At 61.9% G+C, this 18,864-nt stretch carries 15 protein-coding genes and 1 tRNA gene; 8 read left to right on the forward strand and 8 right to left on the reverse strand.

What is annotated here, in order from left to right:
- The first annotated feature begins 11 nt into the window (after window positions 1-11).
- Window positions 12-1,307, forward strand: coding sequence for an L-rhamnose catabolism isomerase (rhaI, locus tag I0K07_RS00540; protein WP_203290721.1), 1,296 nt, complete (start codon window positions 12-14; stop codon window positions 1,305-1,307).
- Between the two features lie 209 nt (window positions 1,308-1,516).
- Here the strand turns inward: rhaI and I0K07_RS00545 are convergent, their stop codons facing one another.
- The 4 genes from I0K07_RS00545 to I0K07_RS00560 all read right to left on the reverse strand — a co-directional run bounded on the left by I0K07_RS00545 (window position 1,517) and on the right by I0K07_RS00560 (window position 8,683).
- A complete protein-coding gene (locus I0K07_RS00545) occupies window positions 1,517-3,382 on the reverse strand; it encodes a bifunctional sugar phosphate isomerase/epimerase/4-hydroxyphenylpyruvate dioxygenase family protein (RefSeq protein WP_203290722.1) in 1,866 nt (621 codons plus the stop codon).
- A gap of 19 nt (window positions 3,383-3,401) precedes the next feature.
- Entirely contained in the window at window positions 3,402-4,736 is a 1,335-nt protein-coding gene (locus I0K07_RS00550) for an MFS transporter (RefSeq protein ID WP_203290723.1), read from the reverse strand.
- A gap of 70 nt (window positions 4,737-4,806) precedes the next feature.
- Complete coding sequence (locus tag I0K07_RS00555; RefSeq protein ID WP_203290724.1) at window positions 4,807-6,531, reverse strand: tannase/feruloyl esterase family alpha/beta hydrolase; 1,725 nt, start codon at window positions 6,529-6,531, stop codon at window positions 4,807-4,809.
- Window position 6,532: 1 nt separating this feature from the next.
- Window positions 6,533-8,683, reverse strand: coding sequence for a TonB-dependent receptor (locus I0K07_RS00560; protein ID WP_203290725.1), 2,151 nt, complete (start codon window positions 8,681-8,683; stop codon window positions 6,533-6,535).
- A 443-nt stretch (window positions 8,684-9,126) separates the two neighbouring features.
- On the opposite strand from I0K07_RS00560, the gene I0K07_RS00565 reads away from it, so the two are divergent.
- Window positions 9,127-10,011, forward strand: a complete 885-nt coding sequence (locus I0K07_RS00565; RefSeq protein ID WP_420828475.1) for a shikimate dehydrogenase — start codon at window positions 9,127-9,129, stop codon at window positions 10,009-10,011.
- 79 nt (window positions 10,012-10,090) lie between these two features.
- Window positions 10,091-10,753, forward strand: coding sequence for a TetR/AcrR family transcriptional regulator (locus I0K07_RS00570; RefSeq protein WP_203290727.1), 663 nt, complete (start codon window positions 10,091-10,093; stop codon window positions 10,751-10,753).
- 194 nt (window positions 10,754-10,947) lie between these two features.
- Here the strand turns inward: I0K07_RS00570 and I0K07_RS00575 are convergent.
- Window positions 10,948-11,038, reverse strand: a tRNA-Ser gene (locus I0K07_RS00575).
- Between the two features lie 253 nt (window positions 11,039-11,291).
- Between I0K07_RS00575 and I0K07_RS00580 the strand changes: the two genes are divergently transcribed.
- The 3 genes from I0K07_RS00580 (at window position 11,292) to I0K07_RS00590 (ending at window position 13,278) form a co-directional block, all read left to right on the forward strand.
- Entirely contained in the window at window positions 11,292-11,807 is a 516-nt protein-coding gene (locus tag I0K07_RS00580; RefSeq protein WP_203290728.1) for a DUF1579 family protein, read from the forward strand.
- Between the two features lie 64 nt (window positions 11,808-11,871).
- Window positions 11,872-12,525, forward strand: a complete 654-nt coding sequence (gene msrA / locus I0K07_RS00585; protein ID WP_203290729.1) for a peptide-methionine (S)-S-oxide reductase MsrA — start codon at window positions 11,872-11,874, stop codon at window positions 12,523-12,525.
- 78 nt (window positions 12,526-12,603) lie between these two features.
- Window positions 12,604-13,278 (forward strand): HAD-IB family phosphatase, encoded by a 675-nt coding sequence (locus tag I0K07_RS00590; RefSeq protein ID WP_203290730.1) that lies wholly within the window; start codon window positions 12,604-12,606, stop codon window positions 13,276-13,278.
- Here I0K07_RS00590 and serA read toward each other — a convergent pair.
- Window positions 13,275-14,486, reverse strand: a complete 1,212-nt coding sequence (gene serA / locus I0K07_RS00595) for a phosphoglycerate dehydrogenase (protein WP_238934364.1) — start codon at window positions 14,484-14,486, stop codon at window positions 13,275-13,277. The genes I0K07_RS00590 and serA overlap by 4 nt on opposite strands.
- A 221-nt stretch (window positions 14,487-14,707) precedes the next feature.
- Between serA and I0K07_RS00600 the strand changes: the two genes are divergently transcribed.
- Window positions 14,708-15,178: a hypothetical protein gene (locus tag I0K07_RS00600; protein WP_203290732.1), complete on the forward strand. Its 471-nt coding sequence runs from the start codon at window positions 14,708-14,710 to the stop codon at window positions 15,176-15,178.
- 49 nt (window positions 15,179-15,227) lie between these two features.
- Here I0K07_RS00600 and I0K07_RS00605 read toward each other — a convergent pair whose 3' ends face one another.
- Together I0K07_RS00605 and lepA are read right to left on the reverse strand one after the other, a co-directional pair.
- Window positions 15,228-15,755 carry a peroxiredoxin gene (locus tag I0K07_RS00605; protein WP_203290733.1) on the reverse strand — a complete coding sequence of 176 codons (528 nt, stop codon included), beginning with the start codon at window positions 15,753-15,755 and terminating at the stop codon, window positions 15,228-15,230.
- A 77-nt stretch (window positions 15,756-15,832) separates the two neighbouring features.
- The gene (gene lepA, locus I0K07_RS00610; protein WP_203290734.1) at window positions 15,833-17,641 is read right to left on the reverse strand and encodes a translation elongation factor 4; all 1,809 of its coding nucleotides are present in this window, start codon (window positions 17,639-17,641) and stop codon (window positions 15,833-15,835) included.
- A gap of 132 nt (window positions 17,642-17,773) precedes the next feature.
- Between lepA and I0K07_RS00615 the strand changes: the two genes are divergently transcribed.
- On the forward strand, window positions 17,774-18,862 hold the full coding sequence (locus I0K07_RS00615; protein WP_203290735.1) for an ATP-binding protein: 1,089 nt from the start codon (window positions 17,774-17,776) through the stop codon (window positions 18,860-18,862).
- Window positions 18,863-18,864 lie beyond the last annotated feature (2 nt).

The following is an 18,864-nucleotide window of genomic DNA, read 5'->3' on the forward strand; positions in this document are numbered from 1 at the left end:
GAGAACTCAACATGGGCGCAAACCTGCCGCTCTCAAGCGACCAGATCAGCGAGTCCAATGCGCGGCTGACACCCGCTCTGGAGGATGAATACGACAGTCTCGGCCGCCAGCTGGATCGCCGCGGAATCGACATTTCCGCCATCAAGGCTAGCGTTGCCGAATTCTCCGTCGCTGTCCCCAGCTGGGGCGCCGGGCGCGGCGGGACGCGTTTTGCGAAATTCCCGATCGACGGCGAACCGACCAATATCCACGAGAAGCTCGAGGACTGTGCGGTTATCCATCAATTGTGCGGCATGACCCCGCGCGTTAGCCCGCACTTTCCCTGGGATCATGTCAGCGACTACGCAGCCCTTCGCGAAGAAGCCGACAGCCTTGGCTTGGCCTTTGATGCCGTCAATTCCAACACTTTCCAGGATCAGCCCGACCAAAGCGTGAGCTACAAGACCGGCTCGCTCTCCTCGACCGTCGAGGCGGTTCGCCAGCAGGCGGTCGAGCACAATATCGACTGTATCGAGATCGGGAAAAAACTGGGCTCAAAAGCGCTCACAGTCTGGGTGGGAGACGGTTCAAACTTTCCTGGCCAGCAGGACCTGTCGCGCGCCTATGACCGCTATCTCGATGCCAGCGCCCACATCTACGCCGCCCTGCCCGATGACTGGCACATGCTGCTGGAACACAAAATGTTCGAGCCGGCCTTTTATTCCAGTGTGATCTCCGACTGGGGCAGCTCCATTCTGGCGGCTGAGCAATTGGGTCCGAAGGCGAAATGCCTGGTCGACCTCGGTCACCACGCGCCGAATGTGAACATCGAACAGATCGTGTCGCGGATGCATCGGTTCGGCAAGCTGGGCGGCTTCCATTTCAATGACAGCAAGTATGGTGATGACGATCTGGATTCCGGCTCTATCAACCCGCACCAGCTTTTCCTGATCTTCAACGAGCTTGTCGAAGCGGAACTGAATCCACGCGACGGATTTGATCCGGCCTATATGATCGACCAGTCGCACAATGTAACCGACCCGATCGAATCCATGATGAGCTCGGCCGATGCCATCGCCACGGCCTATGCCAAGGCACTCCTGGTCGACCGCGAAGCCTTGTGGCGGGCCCAGGAGATCAATGATGCCATGATGGCCTTCCAGGCGCTTAGACAAGCCTACAAGACCGACGTGTCACCCATTCTGGGTCAGGTCCGGCTGGAAAAGGGCGGCGCCATCGACATGCTGTCCACCTACCGCCAATCCGGCTGGCGTGATCGCAAGGCCCGGGAACGCAAATCGGTAGGACTGGGCGCCGGCATCGTCTGATTTGCCTCACCCAATAGTTTTCATTCAGGGCACCCTAAAGGGTGCCCTGAATTCGTTTGACGCCGGCTCATCCTGAAAACTGCTGCAATTGCGCAGAGCTGCCATAGCAGGCAAGTGACAAGAAAAGGACCGCTCCTTTCGGAGCGGTCCAGCAAGGCGCGAGGCTGGCCGGGAGTACAGCTGCAGCCGCGCCGAAACCGTGAGTGTGGTCAGACCCGTTCCAGATCATCCGATCTGAACCGGGTCTGGGAGGCCAGGCGGATGGCGGCATTGGCGGCGCCGAATGCGTCATAGCCGCGCCGTTCGACCACTTCGAAGAAGAAGCGCTTGGCGAAGGCCCGCGTGTAGAACTGGAAGTATTCGCCATCAGCGTCCTGGTCGTAGAGGATGCGGGCGGCCCGCAAACGGTCCAGCAGGGCCGCATCCAGGCCAAAGCGGGCGCCGATATCGTCGTAATAGCTGTCAGGAATATCGAGCAGGCTGGCACCGGCAGCGCGCATCCGATCCGCAGCGGCGAGAATGTCATCCGTTTCGAACGCAATGTGCTGGACGCCGGACCCGAAATAGGTTGTCAGCATGCGCGAGGACAAGGATTGGCGGGCGGCAGAGCCGGACATGCTGATCCGTAAACTCCGATCCGCATTCTGCACGGCCTGGCTTTGCACGAGGCCGAACGGATCGGGGATTTCCACCAGCGGCGATTTCTCGAGCCCCAGGAGCGCGCTGTAATAGAGCAGCCAGGTCAGGACTTCCTCAAAGGCGACATTGTGGGCGACATGGTCGACCCGTGTGAGCGGGCCGGGGCGGGGCGCAGCGCCGATGGTGACGAATTCATCCGTCCAGATATCGTCCACCTTGGCGCTGTCCATGAAATAGAGAAGGCTGCCACCGACGGCGCGGACTGCCGGGATTTCGTATTCCCCTTCGGCGACAGGCTGGTCGAAGGCCGTCATGCCGAGGGCCCGGGCCCGCGCAAGCGCATCGCCGGCCGCGTCGACCTTGAGCCCGATGGCGCAGACCGAACACCCATGCACCAGGGCATGGGAGGCCGCGAAACCCTCGGCCTCCGAATTGACCACGATATTGATGCCGCCTTGCCGCCAGCGTGTGACCGCCTTGCGCCGGTGCTGGCCGATCTGGGCGAAGCCGAGGGCGGACAACCAGTCGGACAGGGCCATGGCCTCGCTTTCACTGGCGGCGAATTCGAGAAACTCCACGCCATGGCAAACGGGTGGCGGGGCCAGGGCAGAAGCCGCTCCGCGATGACGGGCGATCTGGTCTTCCAGGGCGAGCAGAGAGCGGCGGCCATCAAGCGCGATCTGGGCCGTTGAAGCCGCCCGGAAACGGTCGTTGAAAATCTCCAGGCTGAGCGCGCCATCGAAACCGATCGCCTGAAGATTGGCGACATAGGTCTCCAGATCGAAATCCCCCTGCCCCGGCATGCACCGGAAGTGGCGGCTCCAGTAAAGCGCGCCGGCATCGATGAGCGGGGCGTCGGCAATCTGGACCAGCTCGATCTTCGCCGGATCGATCTCCAGAAGGCTGTCGGACGGGATATTCCGGGCGAGGCTGTGGAAGGTGTCGAGGATCAGGCCGAGATTGGGATGATCCGCCGCCTGAACGATCTGCCAGGCATCGCGATGATCGCTGACATGGCGGCCCCAGGCGAGTGCTTCATAGCCGATACGCAGGCCGCGCCGGCCCGCGCGCTCGCCAGCTTCGCGCAAGTCCGCTGCCAGGACAGTCCGGTCACCCACACTGTGCTCGGACACGTTGGAGCAGACGAGAAGGAGCTGTGCGCCCAGATCCTCCATCACATCGAACTTCCGCTCCAAACGGTCGAAGACACGCCGGCGCATGGCGCCGGGCATGCCTTCCAGGTCACGGAAGGGCTGGAAAGCGGTGCAGACTAGCCCTTCATCCCGGATCATGCGTCCGATGTCAGCCGCACTGCCCGGATAGGCGAGCAGGTCGTGCTCGAAAATCTCCACCCCTTTGAACCCGGCCGCAGCCACGGCTTTGAGCTTTTCGTTCAGCGTGCCGCTGATGGACACGGTGGCGATGGAGTGCCGCATGACAATGCCTCCGCAAGGCTCAGTTTTCCTGGACGGCCGGTTCCTGGATGAAAAGCGCCGTCATGCCCGCAATGAAGGCCGCGACACAGAAGACGGCGAACAGCTGGAAAATCGACAGGCCAGCCCCCAGCAGGAATCCCCCGACCAGCGGCCCGAGAAAGGCGCCAATCCGGCTGACACCGAGGGCCAGGCCGATCCCGGTCGAGCGCAGTTCGGGCGGATAGACCTTGGCGGCCAGCGCCCAGAATCCGTTGAAACCGCCCTGGACCGTAATGCCGACACAGGCCGCAATGATCAGTGTCGGCAGAACCGGAAGACTGGTACCGCCAAAGACAAGCATGGCGAAGATGGACGCACTGAACAGGCTTGCAATGACCCGGCTGACACGGAAACGGATGGCCAGCCACCCCATCATCGCCGTGCCCAGGAAAGCGCCGAAATTATAGGTCGCGCCAGCATAGATCGCGTCCTCGATCGGCAGGCCGGAATCCACGGCCAGTTTGGGAATCCAGGAAATCAGGAAGTAGAGAACGAAATAGCCAAAGCTCGCTGCCAGCCACAGGAGCAGGGTGTTCTTGAGACGGTCCCCGGCCATGAGGAAACGCAGGCCCCGGCGTTCCGGACCGGTCTTGGCGGCTAGCGCCAGACGCGCCTCGAAGTCGACACCCAGCCGGCTGGCGATCCCGCGCGCCTTGACGAGATCCCCGTCACGGCCCCGTCGCAGCAGGAAAGAAAAGGACTCCGGCAAGAGCACGAATACGACGGCGAGCAGAACCAGGCAGAGGACACCGATACTGATCAGCGGTGGCCGCCAGCCCGTCTGCTCGATCACCAGGGCGGTAACGAAGGCGGTAATGATGGACCCGACCGGCCAACCGGCCTGCACCAGACCGGCTGCAAAACTGGAATGCCGCGCCGGGGCGAATTCAGTGGCCATGGACGTCATGGTCACACCGATTGTGCCGACCCCGACACCGACCAGGAAACGCAGGATGATGAGGTCCCGGATCGTCTCGACAAAGCCGGAAACGATCATGGCTATCGCGACCAGGCCCAGCGCGCCCATGATGAGATTGCGCCGTCCGAACCTGTCTCCGAGCGGCGCCACGAAGACGCACCCGACAGCCATGCCCGGCAAGCTGGCCGCGAAGACCGCGCCCAGCGCTTCCGGCCGCAATCCCCAGTCATTGGAGATCACCGGCGCCACAAAGGCGATGATCAGCATGTCCGCCCCGTCCAGCATGTTGAGGACGAAGCAAAGACTGACAACCAGAATGCGGATTGGCGTCCAGGTCTCGGCCAGAGGGCCGCCCCCCGCCGGAGCCGCATCCTGCCTTGCATCGATCGAGGTCATACACGTCTCCCTGAACCGGCCCTGCTCGCGTGAGCAACCGGTCTTGAAGTCTTGTTACCGAGCCGCCCGGTCAGTCCTGTTCAGGCAGCCGGCATTGGTAGCGGGTTTGCCCGTCCTGGCGATTGCCGACCGCGATTTGCGGATAGGGGCAAAGCGGGACACTCAGCCCGGCCAACGGGCCATCGGGTGCCGCGGACGCGGAAATCCGGTCCGGCGCATCACCCTCAAGGACCCAGGCTTCAAGGGCTGTGAGGGAATCAAACCGGTCCGGACCGGGGCCCCCGGCGCAATGATTCATGCCAGGCACAGCAAAGACACGCGCAAACTCGGCGGCGTCACCTCCGGCCGTCTCGTTCACGCCATTCCACCAATCAATCGTGTCGAGGACGGAGAAAACCGGATCGCTGACACCATGCGGAACGATGAGGCGGCCACCCTGGTCCGCAAAGGCGGACAGATCGGTCGAGCGCATGCCGACATCCTGCCAGGCGGAGGTTTGGAACGGTGGCTCGACGGCGTAGATGCGCTGGGCATCGACATCAAAATCGAAACCCATTTGCCATTCGAGCAAGGCCTGCGGATTGCCGGGCAAGGCGGTGGGCGGCGTCGTGAATACCGCGGCCAGCGACGCTCCGCCGAGCAGAATGTTCAAGGAGGGCGGAGCCGGTTCCAGACCGATCTTCCAGACCGACCAGCCCGGAGACGCCAGACCGGAATCCCAGGCGAAGGGCGCATAAAGCGGCTCGCCAGCGCCATTGCGCGCGCCGTCGATTACGCTCACCAGCGCGTCGATCTGAGCGGTTTCAAGACAGGGTCCAGTTGCGTCGGCCTCACAGGTCAGCGCCCGCAGCCGGGGTTCGATGCGCGCGGTCGTACAGGCGCCGACAGCACCGATCAGCCCGTCCTCCAGACCGTCATCACCATCGCATTCCGCCAGTACTTCCCGCCCGACCAGGCCCAGTTCTTCCTGGCTGATCAGGGAGGCAAAATTGAAGGCTGAGACCGGTTCGCCCCGGCTTTCGAAAATTCCGGCAAACGCCTGGACATCCCAGGCCTCGGCGATCGCGGCGCGCGGCAAGGACATGCCCGGTGCCATGGCGACAATCCCGTCAAAAGCTTCCGGGTAGCGTTGGGCGAAGGCCATGCCTTCCTGACCGCCCTTGGAGCAGCCCCAGAAAATATTCGTTTCGGCAGACCGGTCATAGAAGGCCTGAAGCATCGCATGGCCCAGATCATAGGTCCGGATCAGGCTGGCATGGCCGTAATCTCGACGGGCCTGCGGATCGAAGCCGAACACGAGCTCACCCTGATGATCGGGCACCGTGTTACGGGTATTGTCGTGGCCTGAATCCTGGGCAATGACGGCATAGCCCCGGATCAGGGCCGCGGGATTACCCGCACCGTTGGGGCCGGTCGCATCGCCGACCACGCCATTGGAACCGCCCCCGCCCTGGAAAAAGAAGCGTCCATTCCAGTCATCAGGAAGCCGCATCCGGAAACCCGTGCGGTATTCGCCACCGACGCGGCCTTCATGCGCACCATAATAGCCTTCCACGAGGCAATGGGCCGGCAGCGCTTCCGCTGCCTGCCACTGCGCCGCGGTCACGACCAGGTCCGAAACCGGTGCCGAGCCAGCCAGGCTGGATGCCAGGCTTGCGCAGCGTTCAGGTGATCCGGCATCAGCCAGGCTGCCGACCTGCGCACCCGGCTGGGGCGCGCAAGCCGTGAGCAGAACCGTTCCCCCCAACACAAGAGTCGAGGACACGGATGCAAGGCGGGAACGGTAGGATTTCATGTCAGAAGCTCACTCGGGTTCTGAGACCGTATTCGGCAGGTGCTCCGTAGAACTCGTTATTGCCGGTTTGGCCCGTGGAATACTCTTCATCGAACAGGTTGGTTGCCCAGAATTCGATCTCGAAGTCACCAAGCTCGGCGGTCACCGCCGCATTGACAAGAGCATAGGATGGGAGGCGATCGCGCACCGGGTCGTAGGCCAAGTAGGCGTAGCGCTCATCAATATAGGTATAGGTCAGCCGCGGCGTGACGAAGGCCGAGCCCACCTCGAATTCATAGGCAAGAGATGCGTTCAACGTCCATTGCGGCGAGAACAGATTGGGACCGCCGGCCGTATTGCCGGTGAAGGGCGTGTAGTCGGCACACCCCGTTGTCTGGCCCGGAGCACATTGCGGCACGTTCGACACGCCGGGATTGGCAAAGGCGAAGGCCCGGGAGTCGACAAAATTCGTGCCGGAGAGCGAGCTGTCCGTGTAGGCAAAGCCGGCGCTCAGATCGAACCCGCCCTCGCGATACTGGATCTGGCCTTCAACGCCCATCACTTCAGCATCGGCGATGTTGATCACGGACGTCCGCCCGGTTGCCGCCTCCAGTGCATCCAGTTGGAAACCGGAATAGTCATAATAGAAGGCTCCCAGCTGCGTGGTGACGGCGCCCCCGGCAAATGTGCCGCGCCAACCGAACTCGTAATCCATCACCGTTTCAGGGTCGAAGGACGCTGTCGGGCTGGAGAAACCGCCGGATTTGTAGCCCTTGGCCACAAAGGCAAAGAAGAGGTGATCCTCATTGGGGCGATAATTCAGTGTCACCTGGCCGGTGAACTGGTCGTCATCATAGATACCACCGGGGTCGGCCACGACGATGTTCGGAATGACCAGGCGCACAGCACCGACAGCATCGATATCATAGGTGGAATAGCGCGCCCCGACATCGACGGAGAACTGGTCGTTCAGGTCGAAGGAGACCTGGCCGAAAAGACCCGTCGTCACCTTTTCATTGGCAATATCGATATCAATCGCAAAGGCGGCCGGGTCATTGGTGATATCGACCAGGATCTCATTGCGCTGGTAGTAACCCCCGAGGATCCAGCGCACCGGCTGGGACTCGTCCGAAATGATATTGCCTTCCGCCGTATAGACTTCTTCTCGGACAAACTGGTCCGCGACCGAGCTTGGCAGCGTCGTGGAGTTGGTGGCGTCCATGTCATACAGGTTCGAGATCGACTTGTTCTGGTAGCCCGCAATCCCCCGGAAAGTCGTGCCACCATCGGTCACATACTCAAAGCGCCCAGTATACTGCTCATTGCGCTCATCATTGCGCGTGTCGGTATCATAGTTGAGCGTGCGGATATCGGAGGTCCGGAACCCCTCATAGCGGGTGCCCAGGATCGGCCGGTAGGCATACCCGCCGGTCTCCTTGTCCGCGACTTCGGCCCGCAAGAGCGCGCTGAAATTGGCGGTCGGTTCCCAGAGTAGCCCGACGCGCACGCCGTATTCGTCAAGCGCAGCAGGCTCGGTCAAACCGGCCGAATTGGAATAGTAGCTGTCACGTTCGCGGAAAATGCCCGCCGCGCGGACCGCCAGCGTATCGCTGAGCGGAATATTGACAGCACCTTCCAGGCCGCGCCGGTTGTAATTGCCGATCTCGCCCTGGACATAGCCCCCCATGCCGTCCAGTTCCGGTTCGCGGCTATTGATGAAGATCGCACCGCCCGTGGAATTGGACCCGACAAAAGTACCTTGAGGACCGCGGAAGACTTCCACTGATCCAATGTCATAAAAGCTGTTCGTAGAGACGATCGGCGGCTGGAAAACGCCATCATAATAGGTGGCCACACCATTGGAGACATTCGGGCTGCCGCTGGCGAGGCCGATACCGCGGATGTTCACGGACTGGGTCAGACCGGAATCGGTGATCGACAGGCCCGGGGTTGCGTTTTGCAAATCATCCAGGCGCTCGATGCCTTGCGATTGAAGATCGTCTCCGGCCAGGACAGAGACAGCGGCGGACGTATCCTGCAGGCCCGCCTCGCGCTTCTGGCCCGTCACCGTGATGACATCGGCGGTCTGATCGTCGGTCTGCATCGCCAAAGCCGGTGACGCGACAACAAGGGCCAACACGGACGCGCCGGCCTTCAATGCATGGCTATTCATGGGTGTCTTCCTCCCCCTTCGGACCCAACGGGTCCCGTTCCAATGATGCGGAAGCTGGCTGCGTCCCCTTCACGGGCGTTGCGTCAACCAGTCCGAGCCTAATCTTCTGCCTGCCCGCCGCGGGTCATGCCGGGCATGACATCGCGGTGCGCGGGCGTTTCTGCGGACACTTCATCAGGAAGAAAACGAGCCTGCCGGCCCCGTGGACCGTGCGATGGGGTCAATCCTGACCCGGATGGCACCGAGACCGGTTCCATCAGCTCCTCCCTCTCTGTGCGTGCTTTTGCTCGCTTATGTACTAATTAGTACATTGAGCTTTTCATCGCTGTCAACAACTACTATACGTCATAGCAATTAGGGCGTTCTGACGCACATCAGATGACGAACCAGCCCGTACAGACCGGACGTTGGGGAGATGAGGCATGACGGCTCAAACAGCTGATATGACACCGCCTGAACAGGGCTCGGACGGCCCATCAAACGCGCCGATCTGGCTGGGCTTGGTGGGGCGCGGCATTCTCGGATCCGGCTCGCCGGCGATGCATCATGAAGAAGGGCTCGCGCAGCAGTTGGAGGTCTCCTACCGCCTGTTCGATTTCGACGCCTTCCCACTGGAAGACGACAAGCTGCGGGACATCATCCGGTCTGCCCAAATGCTTCGCCTGAACGGTCTGAACATCACCCATCCCTTCAAACAGACGGTCATGGCCAGCCTTGATGCCATCGATGCCGATGCCGCCCTCGTCGGCGCCGTCAACACGGTCGTTTTCCAGTATGGACGCGCCATCGGCTACAACACCGACTTCTACGGGTTCCGGGAAAATCTGAGCCGCCACCTGCCCGAAAAAAGGCCCGGCCCGATTGTCCAGATTGGTGCAGGCGGCGCTGGCGCGGCCTGCGCGGCTGCCGCGCTTGATTTGGGATGCCCGTCACTCGGCCTCTATGATAGTGACCCCCTGCGGTCCGCCGCGCTCGCGGCCCGCCTGACAGATCGCTTCCCGAACGCGCAGATTGAGGCCCTGGAAGAAATTGAGCCGGCCTTGGCGAAGGCCGCCGGCCTGGTGAACACATCCCCGATCGGCATGTCCGGACATCCGGGAACACCTGTCGCTGCAACACTTCTCCGCCCGGAGCTGTGGGTGGCTGACATCGTCTACTTCCCGCGAGAAACGGAATTGCTGAAACAAGCCTCGGAGCGTGGCTGCCTGACGATTGACGGAGGCGGCATGGCCGTTCTCCAGGCCGCGGCCGCCTTCGACCTGTTCACACGCCGGACAGCGGATCGCGACCGGATGATGGCTGAGTTCGACCGGCGCCGGCCACTTTGACCCCTTCAGCATCCGCGCCTCGCCAAGCTGCTCAAACCCCGCATAGAATAGAGCGCAGCTGCCAGGCCGGAAATCACTGATGGTTCAATCCCAACACCCCTCCCCGTCACCGGAAACGCCCAGCCGGCGCCAGGCCGAGACGGATGATAATCGCCGCAACATTCTGGATGTCGCGATATCGGAATTCTCGGACAAGGGTCTGACCGGCGCGCGGATTGACGAGATTGCCGAACGCACGCGCACTTCCAAGCGGATGATCTATTACCACTTCGGCAGCAAGGAAGGCCTGTACAAGGCCGCACTGGCCGAGGCCTATGGCCGGATTCGCACCCTGGAAACCGAGATGGATCTCGACTCCCTCTCTCCGACCGAAGCCCTGCGCGGGATTTGCGAATTCACCTTCAATTATCACAATGACAATCCGGAATTCGTTCGCCTCATCATGAATGAGAACATGCTCTATGGCGCCCATCTGGGCGAAATGGATGTGGTGCGCAGCCGCAACCGGGCCATCGTCACCCTGCTCAGCCATTTGATTGAACGCGGTGTCCAGAGCGGTGAATTCCGCAATGATCTCGACCCGATCAATCTTCACATGTCGATCAGCGCACTGTGCTTCCACTATGCGGCCAACCGCTACACGTTTTCGAAGATTTTCGCTTGGGACATGGAATCTCCCGAAGCCGTCGCCGAGCGCCGGAAAATTGTTGCCGACATCGTGGAACGCTGGTGTTTGGCTTGAAGCATCCCTGTTTTTGGGCATTGAGCAGCAGAATACAGCTACCCGACCTAGCCAAAACAGGCCCGCCAAGCCTGGCGGAAATTTGGCCCAGGCACGCCTGGTCCCGAAGCCTGCTTCGGCGGACAGGCGCCCTAGCCCACAGACTGTCGAGGGAGCAGCGGGCGCCACTGCCATACCCAGAACTAAGGGAATAATGGCGGTGAGGGTGGGATTCGAACCCACGAGACGGGGACACCGCCTACACGCGTTCCAGGCGTGCGCCTTCGACCACTCGGCCACCTCACCGCAAGAGGCGCGGACTATACTCATAAGAGCGCGGCGGGCAAGGCGTCTCGCTCAGTTGAGAAGCCTGTCCAAAGTTTCACTGGTCCTTCCCGTCACTTGCCGGAAATATCGCGGCCGAGAAAAAGCCGGGGTCACAGCCCCGGCCCAACGGGGAAACATGATGCAAAACAAGACTTTGAAAGCTGGCTTTCTGGCCGTTTCGACTGGCCTTCTGATCGCACTCACGCCGGCAAGTTTCGCGCAGGACGAAGCCGTGAGACGCAGTTGGGGCGAAGAGGCCCGCCAGGAAATGGCACAATTGGCCCCGCTCGCGGGCGACTGGGTCGTGACCGAGCAGGATTACGGCCAGGACGGCAACTGGCATACGGCCGAAACCCGGTATCGCGAGACCACACGCTTCCTGCTCGACGGCATGGCCTTGCGGATCGATCCGGCGGAGCGGCCTGCCAAGCCCTGGCGCCTGGAAACCACGATCCAGTACGACCAGAACCGCGATGTCTTCCGGCTCGTCGCCCTGGATGACACTTGGGGCAATCTGGATGTGTTCGAAGGCGATTTCGACGCGGACGGCCATCTCAGCGTCACCAATTTGCGGGTCGACACGCCCTATGTCTCGCCGGATGGGTCACGCACCCATTTCCGTCTCACCTTCATCCTCACCGATAACGACCACAACTCCCTTGTGATCGAGTCCACCGGGGATGGCGGCGAGACCTGGCGCCCCTTCCAGCGCCTGGACCGGGTGCGCTTCGGCAGTGAGGCGCACTGATCCCTCTGGCATTCGCCACCATCGCTCCTAAATTGGGGTCTGCAACCCGTTTCCGGATTCTGTCATGACACCGACCGACCCCAATTCCACCCTCATCACGACCGGCCAGGCCCTGCCGGGCCGCGACACGCCCCTGCCGACGGCTGACACCCATTTTGTCACCGGCCGCGATCTCAAGATCGCCGCCCCGGACGGGATGGATGAAATCATTTTCGGCATGGGGTGTTTTTGGGGCGTGGAACGCCTGTTCTGGCAGACCCAGGGCGTCTGGCACACGGCTGTTGGCTATGCCGGCGGCATCTCACCCAACCCGACCTATGAGGAAGTCTGTTCGGGACAGACCGGCCATGCCGAAGTGGTGCGGGTGATCTATGACCCGTCCGTGATTGCCCTGGACGATATCCTCAAAGTGTTCTGGGAAGGACATGATCCCACGCAAGGCATGCGCCAGGGCAATGATCTGGGCACGCAATACCGCTCGGCGATCTACACCACCACGGCGGACCAGGCCGAACTCGCCCATCAGAGCCGGGCGACCTACCAGGCCGAGCTGGACAAGGTCGGGATGGGCCCGATCACGACACAGATCGAGCGGGCGGGCGATTTCTACTATGCCGAGGATTATCACCAGCAATACCTGGCCAAGAATCCGGACGGGTATTGCGGCCTTGGCGGCACCGGCGTGGTCTGCCCGATCGGCCTGGGCGTGGGCGCCTGAGCGCCACAGTCAAAACAGACTGACAAGCGCTCCATGGCTTTCTAGACTCAGTGTCTGGACTGCCCCGGATATGCGCACGTGACACGCCTGATTGCCTTCGACGTCGATTCCACGCTCCTGCGCGTTGAATCCCTGGACACGGCGCTGGAAGCCGCCTTTTCCGCCCTGCCCGACCCGGCAGCGGCGCGCAAGCAATTGCACGAGATCACCAATGCCGGCATGTCCGGCCGGATGGCCCTGCGGGACAGTCTGGAAGCCCGGCTCAAACTGGCCGGCCTGGACAAGTCCGGTGTCGACATGATTGCCGAACTGCTGCGCCAGCGGATCACACCGGGCATGTCACCCCTGATCCGGCGCCTGCGCGAGCGGGGCGATGCCCTGCATGCCGTCTCCGGCGGGTTTGCCGACCTGATCGAGCCCGTCCTGGTGGATCTGGGCTTCCAGCGTGGCGACATCCACGCCAATCGCTTCGTCTGGCAGGATGAGCGCGTGGTCGGGCTGGATATCGACTGTCCGCTCTCGCGCAATGGCGGCAAGGCTGAAGTCCTCGACCGCATTGCCGCAACCGCCGCCGAGACCATCATTGTCGGTGATGGCATGACGGATTTCGAAGCTTTCGAGAATGGCGCGGCCGACCGCTTCATCGGCTTTGGCGCCATAGCCAAACGCGATGTCGTCATCGCGGCCTGCGAATATTCCGGCGCGGACTATGTCCGCACCGTTGCTGACCTGGCCAAATCGCTGGGCGTCTAGTCCGCGAAGATGACGCGGGCGCGGATCGAGCCTTCCAGCGCATTCACCCGGTCGATGAAATCAGCCGGCAGCTCACCTTCCAAATCCGAAGCCACATAGCCGAGCTGACCACGGGTCTCGAGCTGCTGGGCCGCGATATTGGCCGCGGTCGAGGAGATCGTCTCGTTGAGCCGCATCAGGAAGCCCGGTGCATTGGCATGGAAGGAGAGCAGACGGGCCCGGCCCGGCTTGATCTCGCCCGGCTCGATCTCCGGCACATTCACCGCGCCCTTGGTCGAACCCTGGGAGAGATAGCGCGTCAGCTTGGCGGAAACATCCTCGCCAATGGCCGCCTGGGCCTCCAGCGTGGAACCGCCAACATGCGGTGTCAGAATGATGTTTTCAAATCGTTGCAGGGGCGAAACGAAAGCTTCGTCCTTCGATGCCGGCTCTTTCGGGAACACATCGATGGCCGCGCCCAGAAGGCGCTCCTCCGCCAGCGCATCGGCCAGCGCATCGATATCCACCAGATCGCCCCGTGCATGATTGATCAGGAAGGAGCCCGGCTTCATCTTGGCGATCGCCTCGCGGCTCATCATGCCGCGCGTCTGCGGCGAGGACGGCACGTGCAGCGTCACGACGTCGGAGATTTCCAGGAGCTCGTCCAGCGAGCCACAGGCGCGCGCATTGCCGTGGGCCAGCTTGGGTTCGACATCATAATAATAGACATGCATGCCCAGGCCGGAGGCCAGGACGGAGAGCTGGGAGCCGATATTGCCATAGCCGACAATGCCCAGCTTCTTGGCGCGGACCTCGTGGGAATTGGTCGCCGTCTTCATCCACTCGCCGCGCTTGGCCGCCGCCGAGCGCATCGGCACGCCGCGCATCAGCATGACAACCGAGGCCAGGGTCAGCTCGGCCACGGAACGCGTATTGCCGAACGGACCATTGAAGACCGGAATACCGCGCGCTTCGGCCACATCCAGCTCGACCTGGTTGGTGCCGATGCAGAAACAGCCCAGCGCGGCCAGGTTCGGCGCCGCATCGAAAGCCGCCTTGTTCATCTTCGTGCGGGAGCGGATCCCCGCCAGTTTCGCGCCAGCCAGACGGTCATGAAGCTCTTCAATCGGAAGCGCGGACGTATGGCGCTCGACATCAAGCCCCGCGACCTGGAAGGCGCGGTCGGCGAGCGGGTGGATATTCTCGAACAAAACGACGGTATCGGACATGGGGGGCACCTGATTCATGCAGACCTCAGTTTAGAGGTAGATATGTGCGCAACAAGAAAGCGAAACCCCCGTTCGCACAAACTTGATCGCGCGTCATGGCAAAACTGTGAAAAAACCTTTCCTTTTCACAGTCAGCTCCGGGCCAAGGCGTTAACGAAGCGCAACAAGCTTCTTGCTAAAGCCCATCCATATTGAAGTGAGCCAGAGACCTGTTGAACCCGATGACCAAGACCCCGCTGCACTGGATCTATCTGACAACCCTCATCCTTCAGGCCGTCATCATCGTCTGGAATCTGGTATGGGCCATTCCGGACGTGGCGATCCGGCTGGGCCTTTGGCCGTTTGAACAGGATATGGGGCTACGCCAGCTCATCCCCTCCATTCCGCTTTGGCAGGAGGGCGTCTTCTTCACAGCCATCGCCTTGATGATCGCGGCCTTTGTGCAGACGCTGAGACATTCAAGCCTGGCCCTGCCACTGTTTTTGGCCGCGATGCTGCTGGACCGGCTGGACTGGATCATCCTGTCCTTCAGCCCCGAAGACGGCCATGGCATTCCGGGCAAGAATATCCGGGACCTGATTGTCCTGACGATCGAAATGACAAGCCTGGCGGCCATGGGCTTCCTGTCGGTCCACGGCACTTTGCGCTCGCCAAAATGGCTGCGCGATCTGATCACACGCCTTCTGACCTGACGCCCGGCCAAGTCCGGCAGGCGCCAAGTCCGGCATGCATCGGGCCCGATCAGTCCGCGTTCAGCGCACGAACCGCCGCAATCGTCTGGTCGACATGCTCATAAGGGTTCATTTCCGACCAGGTGAAGGCAATCGTCGAATTTTGGTCAATTACATATGAGGTCCGGTTGGTCCAACCCGGACGCATCATCATGCGAACCTCATACTCACCCGCCATGCCATCGCCGACCGCGAAGACCGGGAAGGCCGAGGCACAGTGCTGGGTGGAGAAGTCGGCGAGACGGTCCGTATTGCCGCCCGTCACCCCGATGACCTGGGCCCCTTCGGCCTCGAACAGTTCGATCGATTCCGCAAAGCTCGCCGCCTGCGCTTCACAGCCCGAGGTGAACGCCGCCGGGAAGAAGAAGAGCACGACCGGCCCCTCTTCCAGCGCTTCGGCGAGGTGGAAGCTCACCGGCTCACCGGCCTGGAAACCCTCAACCGTGAAGTCCGGCGCGGCTTCACCCGGACGCAATTCGGCCAGGGCCGGAGCAGACAGCGTGGCAGCGATGGCAACGGAAGCGATGAGATGGCGCATGGGAATCCCCTTGAAAAATCCGGTTGCACAGAATTTGGTGCATTCTGCGCGTCTGGCAAGAGGCCAAGGATCAAACCTTAGTCATCATCCATCTTCAAAGCCGCGATGAAGGCTTCCTGCGGGATCTCGACCTTGCCGAACTGGCGCATCTTCTTCTTGCCGGCCTTCTGCTTGTCCAGAAGCTTGCGCTTCCGGGTGGCGTCGCCGCCATAGCATTTCGCCGTCACATCCTTGCGCAGGGCAGACAGGGTCTCGCGGGCAATGATGCGTCCGCCCAGGGCCGCCTGGATCGGGATTTTGAACATGTGCCGCGGGATGAGATCCTTCAGCTTCTCGCACATGGCCCGGCCGCGCATTTCGGCGCGCGCCTTGTGAACCACCATGGAGAGGGCATCGACCGGCTCGTCATTGACCAGGATCGACATTTTCACCAGATCGCCGACCCGGTCCTCGATCCACTGATAGTCGAAGGAGGCATAGCCCTTGGTGACCGATTTCAGGCGGTCATAGAAGTCGAACACGACCTCATTGAGCGGCAGCTCATAAACGACGAGCGCGCGATTGCCGGCATAGGTCAGCTCGACCTGATTGCCGCGGCGGTCCTGGCAGAGTTTCAGCACGCCGCCCAGATACTCGTCCGGCACCAGAATGGTGGCCTTGATCCAGGGCTCGGCAATCGTGTCGATCTTCACCGGATCGGGCATGTCGGCCGGATTGTGCAGATCAATCTCGGTGCCGTCCGTCATGGTCAGGCGATAAACCACGGACGGGGCCGTGGTGATCAGCTCGATATCGTATTCCCGCTCGAGACGCTCGCGGATCACTTCCAGGTGCAACAGGCCCAGGAAGCCGCAGCGGAAACCGAAGCCCAGGGCGGCAGAGGTTTCCATCTCAAAGGAGAAGGAGGCGTCATTGAGCGCCAGTTTCTCGATCGCCTCGCGCAGATCCTCGAACTCGGCGCTGTCGACCGGGAAGAGACCGCAGAACACCACAGGCTGGGCCGGCTTGTAGCCGGTCAGCGCCTTGTCGGCCGGGCGCTTGTCATCGGTGACGGTGTCACCCACGCGCGCATCACGGACCTGTTTGATCGAGGCGTTGAGATAGCCCAGCTCGCCCGGACCCAGGCTTTCAATGCTTTCCTTCTTGGGACGGAAGACGCCGACACCATCCACCGGATAGGCCGCACCCGTGCCCATCAGGCGGACTTTCATGCCCTTTTTCAGCGTGCCCTCGATCACGCGGACCAGACAGATCACGCCGAGATAAGGGTCATACCAGCTGTCCACCAGCATCGCCTTGAGCGGGGCCGTCGGATCTCCGGCATTGGGCGGGGGTAGGCGCGTCACAATGGCTTCCAGCACATCGGGAATGCCCAGGCCCGTCTTGGCGGAAATCTCCACCGCGTCGGAAGCATCCAGGCCAATCACATCCTCGATCTGTTCCTTGACCCGGTCCGGCTCGGCGGCCGGCAGGTCGATCTTGTTGAGCACGGGGACGATCTCGTGGTCGACCTCGATCGCCTGATAGACATTCGCCAGCGTCTGGGCTTCCACGCCCTGCGAGGCGTCCACGACGAGGAGCGAGCCTTCACAGGCAGCCAGGGAGCGGTTGACCTCATAGGCAAAGTCAACGTGTCCGGGCGTGTCGATCAGGTTCAGGACATAGGTCTTTCCGTCCTTTGCCTTGTAGTCCAGACGCACGGTCTGGGCCTTGATCGTGATGCCCCGTTCGCGCTCGAGCTCCATCGAGTCGAGCACCTGCTCCTTCATCTCACGGTCGGACAGGCCGCCCGTGAACTGGATCAGGCGATCGGCGAGGGTCGATTTGCCGTGGTCGATATGCGCCACGATGGAGAAATTTCGGATCAGGGACGGATCTGTGCTCATGGCGCGGGCAGGTAGCATTCAAAAGGGGTTTGGCCAAGCGGGATAGGCATGGGGCACCCGGCCAATAACGCAGGCTTGGACCGCACAATCATGACGCGATAGTATCATTTCACAACCCATAGGAAATCAGACGTGACCCAGGCCTTCCCCCAACACTTCCTGATCATTGATGATGACGAGGTCGACCGGATCGCGCTGAAACGCCGGCTTCGGGCGATGGCGCCGAAAGCCGCGATCACCGAAGCGGCCTCCCCCCTCGACGGGCTGAAAGAGCTGGAAAACCCGTCCATCGAATGCGTCATGATCGATTACGACATGCCCTTCTGCAATGGCGTCTCCCTGGTCAACTCGATCCGCCACACGCCGGCCACGCGCCATCTCCCGGTCATCATGATCACCGGTACGGACGAGGTGGCCGTCGCGGTGGAGGCCATCCAGCAAGGGGCGGATGAATTCCTCTCCAAGGCGGATGTCAATGAGACCACTCTGGGCTGGGCCATTCACAGCGCGCTCAACCGGTCGGAACTGCGACGCGAGGCCGCCTCCCGCGAGGCCGCCTTGCGGAGTTTTGCCTTCCACGCCGCCCATGATCTCAAATCCCCGCTCAACGGGATTGTCGGCCTCGCCAATGTGCTCCAGCACACCATGGACAGCCTGCCGGCAGAGGCCCGCCCCTTCCTCGCCAAGATCGAGGAACAGGGCCGCCACATGGCCTCGCTTATCGACAATCTCCTCGCCTTTGCGGACACAGAGCAGAGCCCGGCCGAGTTCGAGCCCGTCGATCTGACAGCAGCCGCGCAGCAGGCGGCGAGCCTGCTTGACGCCGACATCCGCGAGGCCGGGGCGCACGTCACGATCAGCGACCTGCCGAAAACACGGGGCCATGCCGCGCAGCTGGAGCGCGTCTTCACCAACCTCATCCAGAATGCCATCAAATACCGGACTGACGCGGCCCCGCAGATTGCCATCAGCGCAGAAGCCCTGGGCGACCAGGTCCGCGTGGATGTCCGCGATAATGGCATCGGCGTGCCAGATCATTTGCGCGAACGGATTTTCAATCCGCTGGACCGCGGTGATGCCGATGACGACGCCGGGCACGGGCTGGGCCTGTCCATCGTCAAACGCATCATCGAAACCCATGGCGGCCGGATCTGGTGCCAGCCGGCACCGGAAGGCGGCAGTGTGTTTTCCTTTACCCTCATCCTGTTGCGGGAGGCGTGACA

Origin of the sequence: Maricaulis parjimensis (genome assembly GCF_016817355.1) — a bacterium.
In the GTDB taxonomy this organism is placed as follows: domain Bacteria; phylum Pseudomonadota; class Alphaproteobacteria; order Caulobacterales; family Maricaulaceae; genus Maricaulis; species Maricaulis parjimensis.

Coding starts and splice junctions, on each gene's coding strand:
- rhaI (WP_203290721.1), top strand. CDS start 12: ATGGGCGCAAACCTGCCGCTCTCAAGCGACCAGATCAGCGAGTCCAAT.
- I0K07_RS00545 (WP_203290722.1), bottom strand. CDS start 3,382: ATGCGGCACTCCATCGCCACCGTGTCCATCAGCGGCACGCTGAACGAA.
- I0K07_RS00550 (WP_203290723.1), bottom strand. CDS start 4,736: ATGACCTCGATCGATGCAAGGCAGGATGCGGCTCCGGCGGGGGGCGGC.
- I0K07_RS00555 (WP_203290724.1), bottom strand. CDS start 6,531: ATGAAATCCTACCGTTCCCGCCTTGCATCCGTGTCCTCGACTCTTGTG.
- I0K07_RS00560 (WP_203290725.1), bottom strand. CDS start 8,683: ATGAATAGCCATGCATTGAAGGCCGGCGCGTCCGTGTTGGCCCTTGTT.
- I0K07_RS00565 (WP_420828475.1), top strand. CDS start 9,127: ATGACACCGCCTGAACAGGGCTCGGACGGCCCATCAAACGCGCCGATC.
- I0K07_RS00570 (WP_203290727.1), top strand. CDS start 10,091: ATGGTTCAATCCCAACACCCCTCCCCGTCACCGGAAACGCCCAGCCGG.
- msrA (WP_203290729.1), top strand. CDS start 11,872: ATGACACCGACCGACCCCAATTCCACCCTCATCACGACCGGCCAGGCC.
- serA (WP_238934364.1), bottom strand. CDS start 14,486: ATGTCCGATACCGTCGTTTTGTTCGAGAATATCCACCCGCTCGCCGAC.
- I0K07_RS00600 (WP_203290732.1), top strand. CDS start 14,708: ATGACCAAGACCCCGCTGCACTGGATCTATCTGACAACCCTCATCCTT.
- I0K07_RS00605 (WP_203290733.1), bottom strand. CDS start 15,755: ATGCGCCATCTCATCGCTTCCGTTGCCATCGCTGCCACGCTGTCTGCT.
- lepA (WP_203290734.1), bottom strand. CDS start 17,641: ATGAGCACAGATCCGTCCCTGATCCGAAATTTCTCCATCGTGGCGCAT.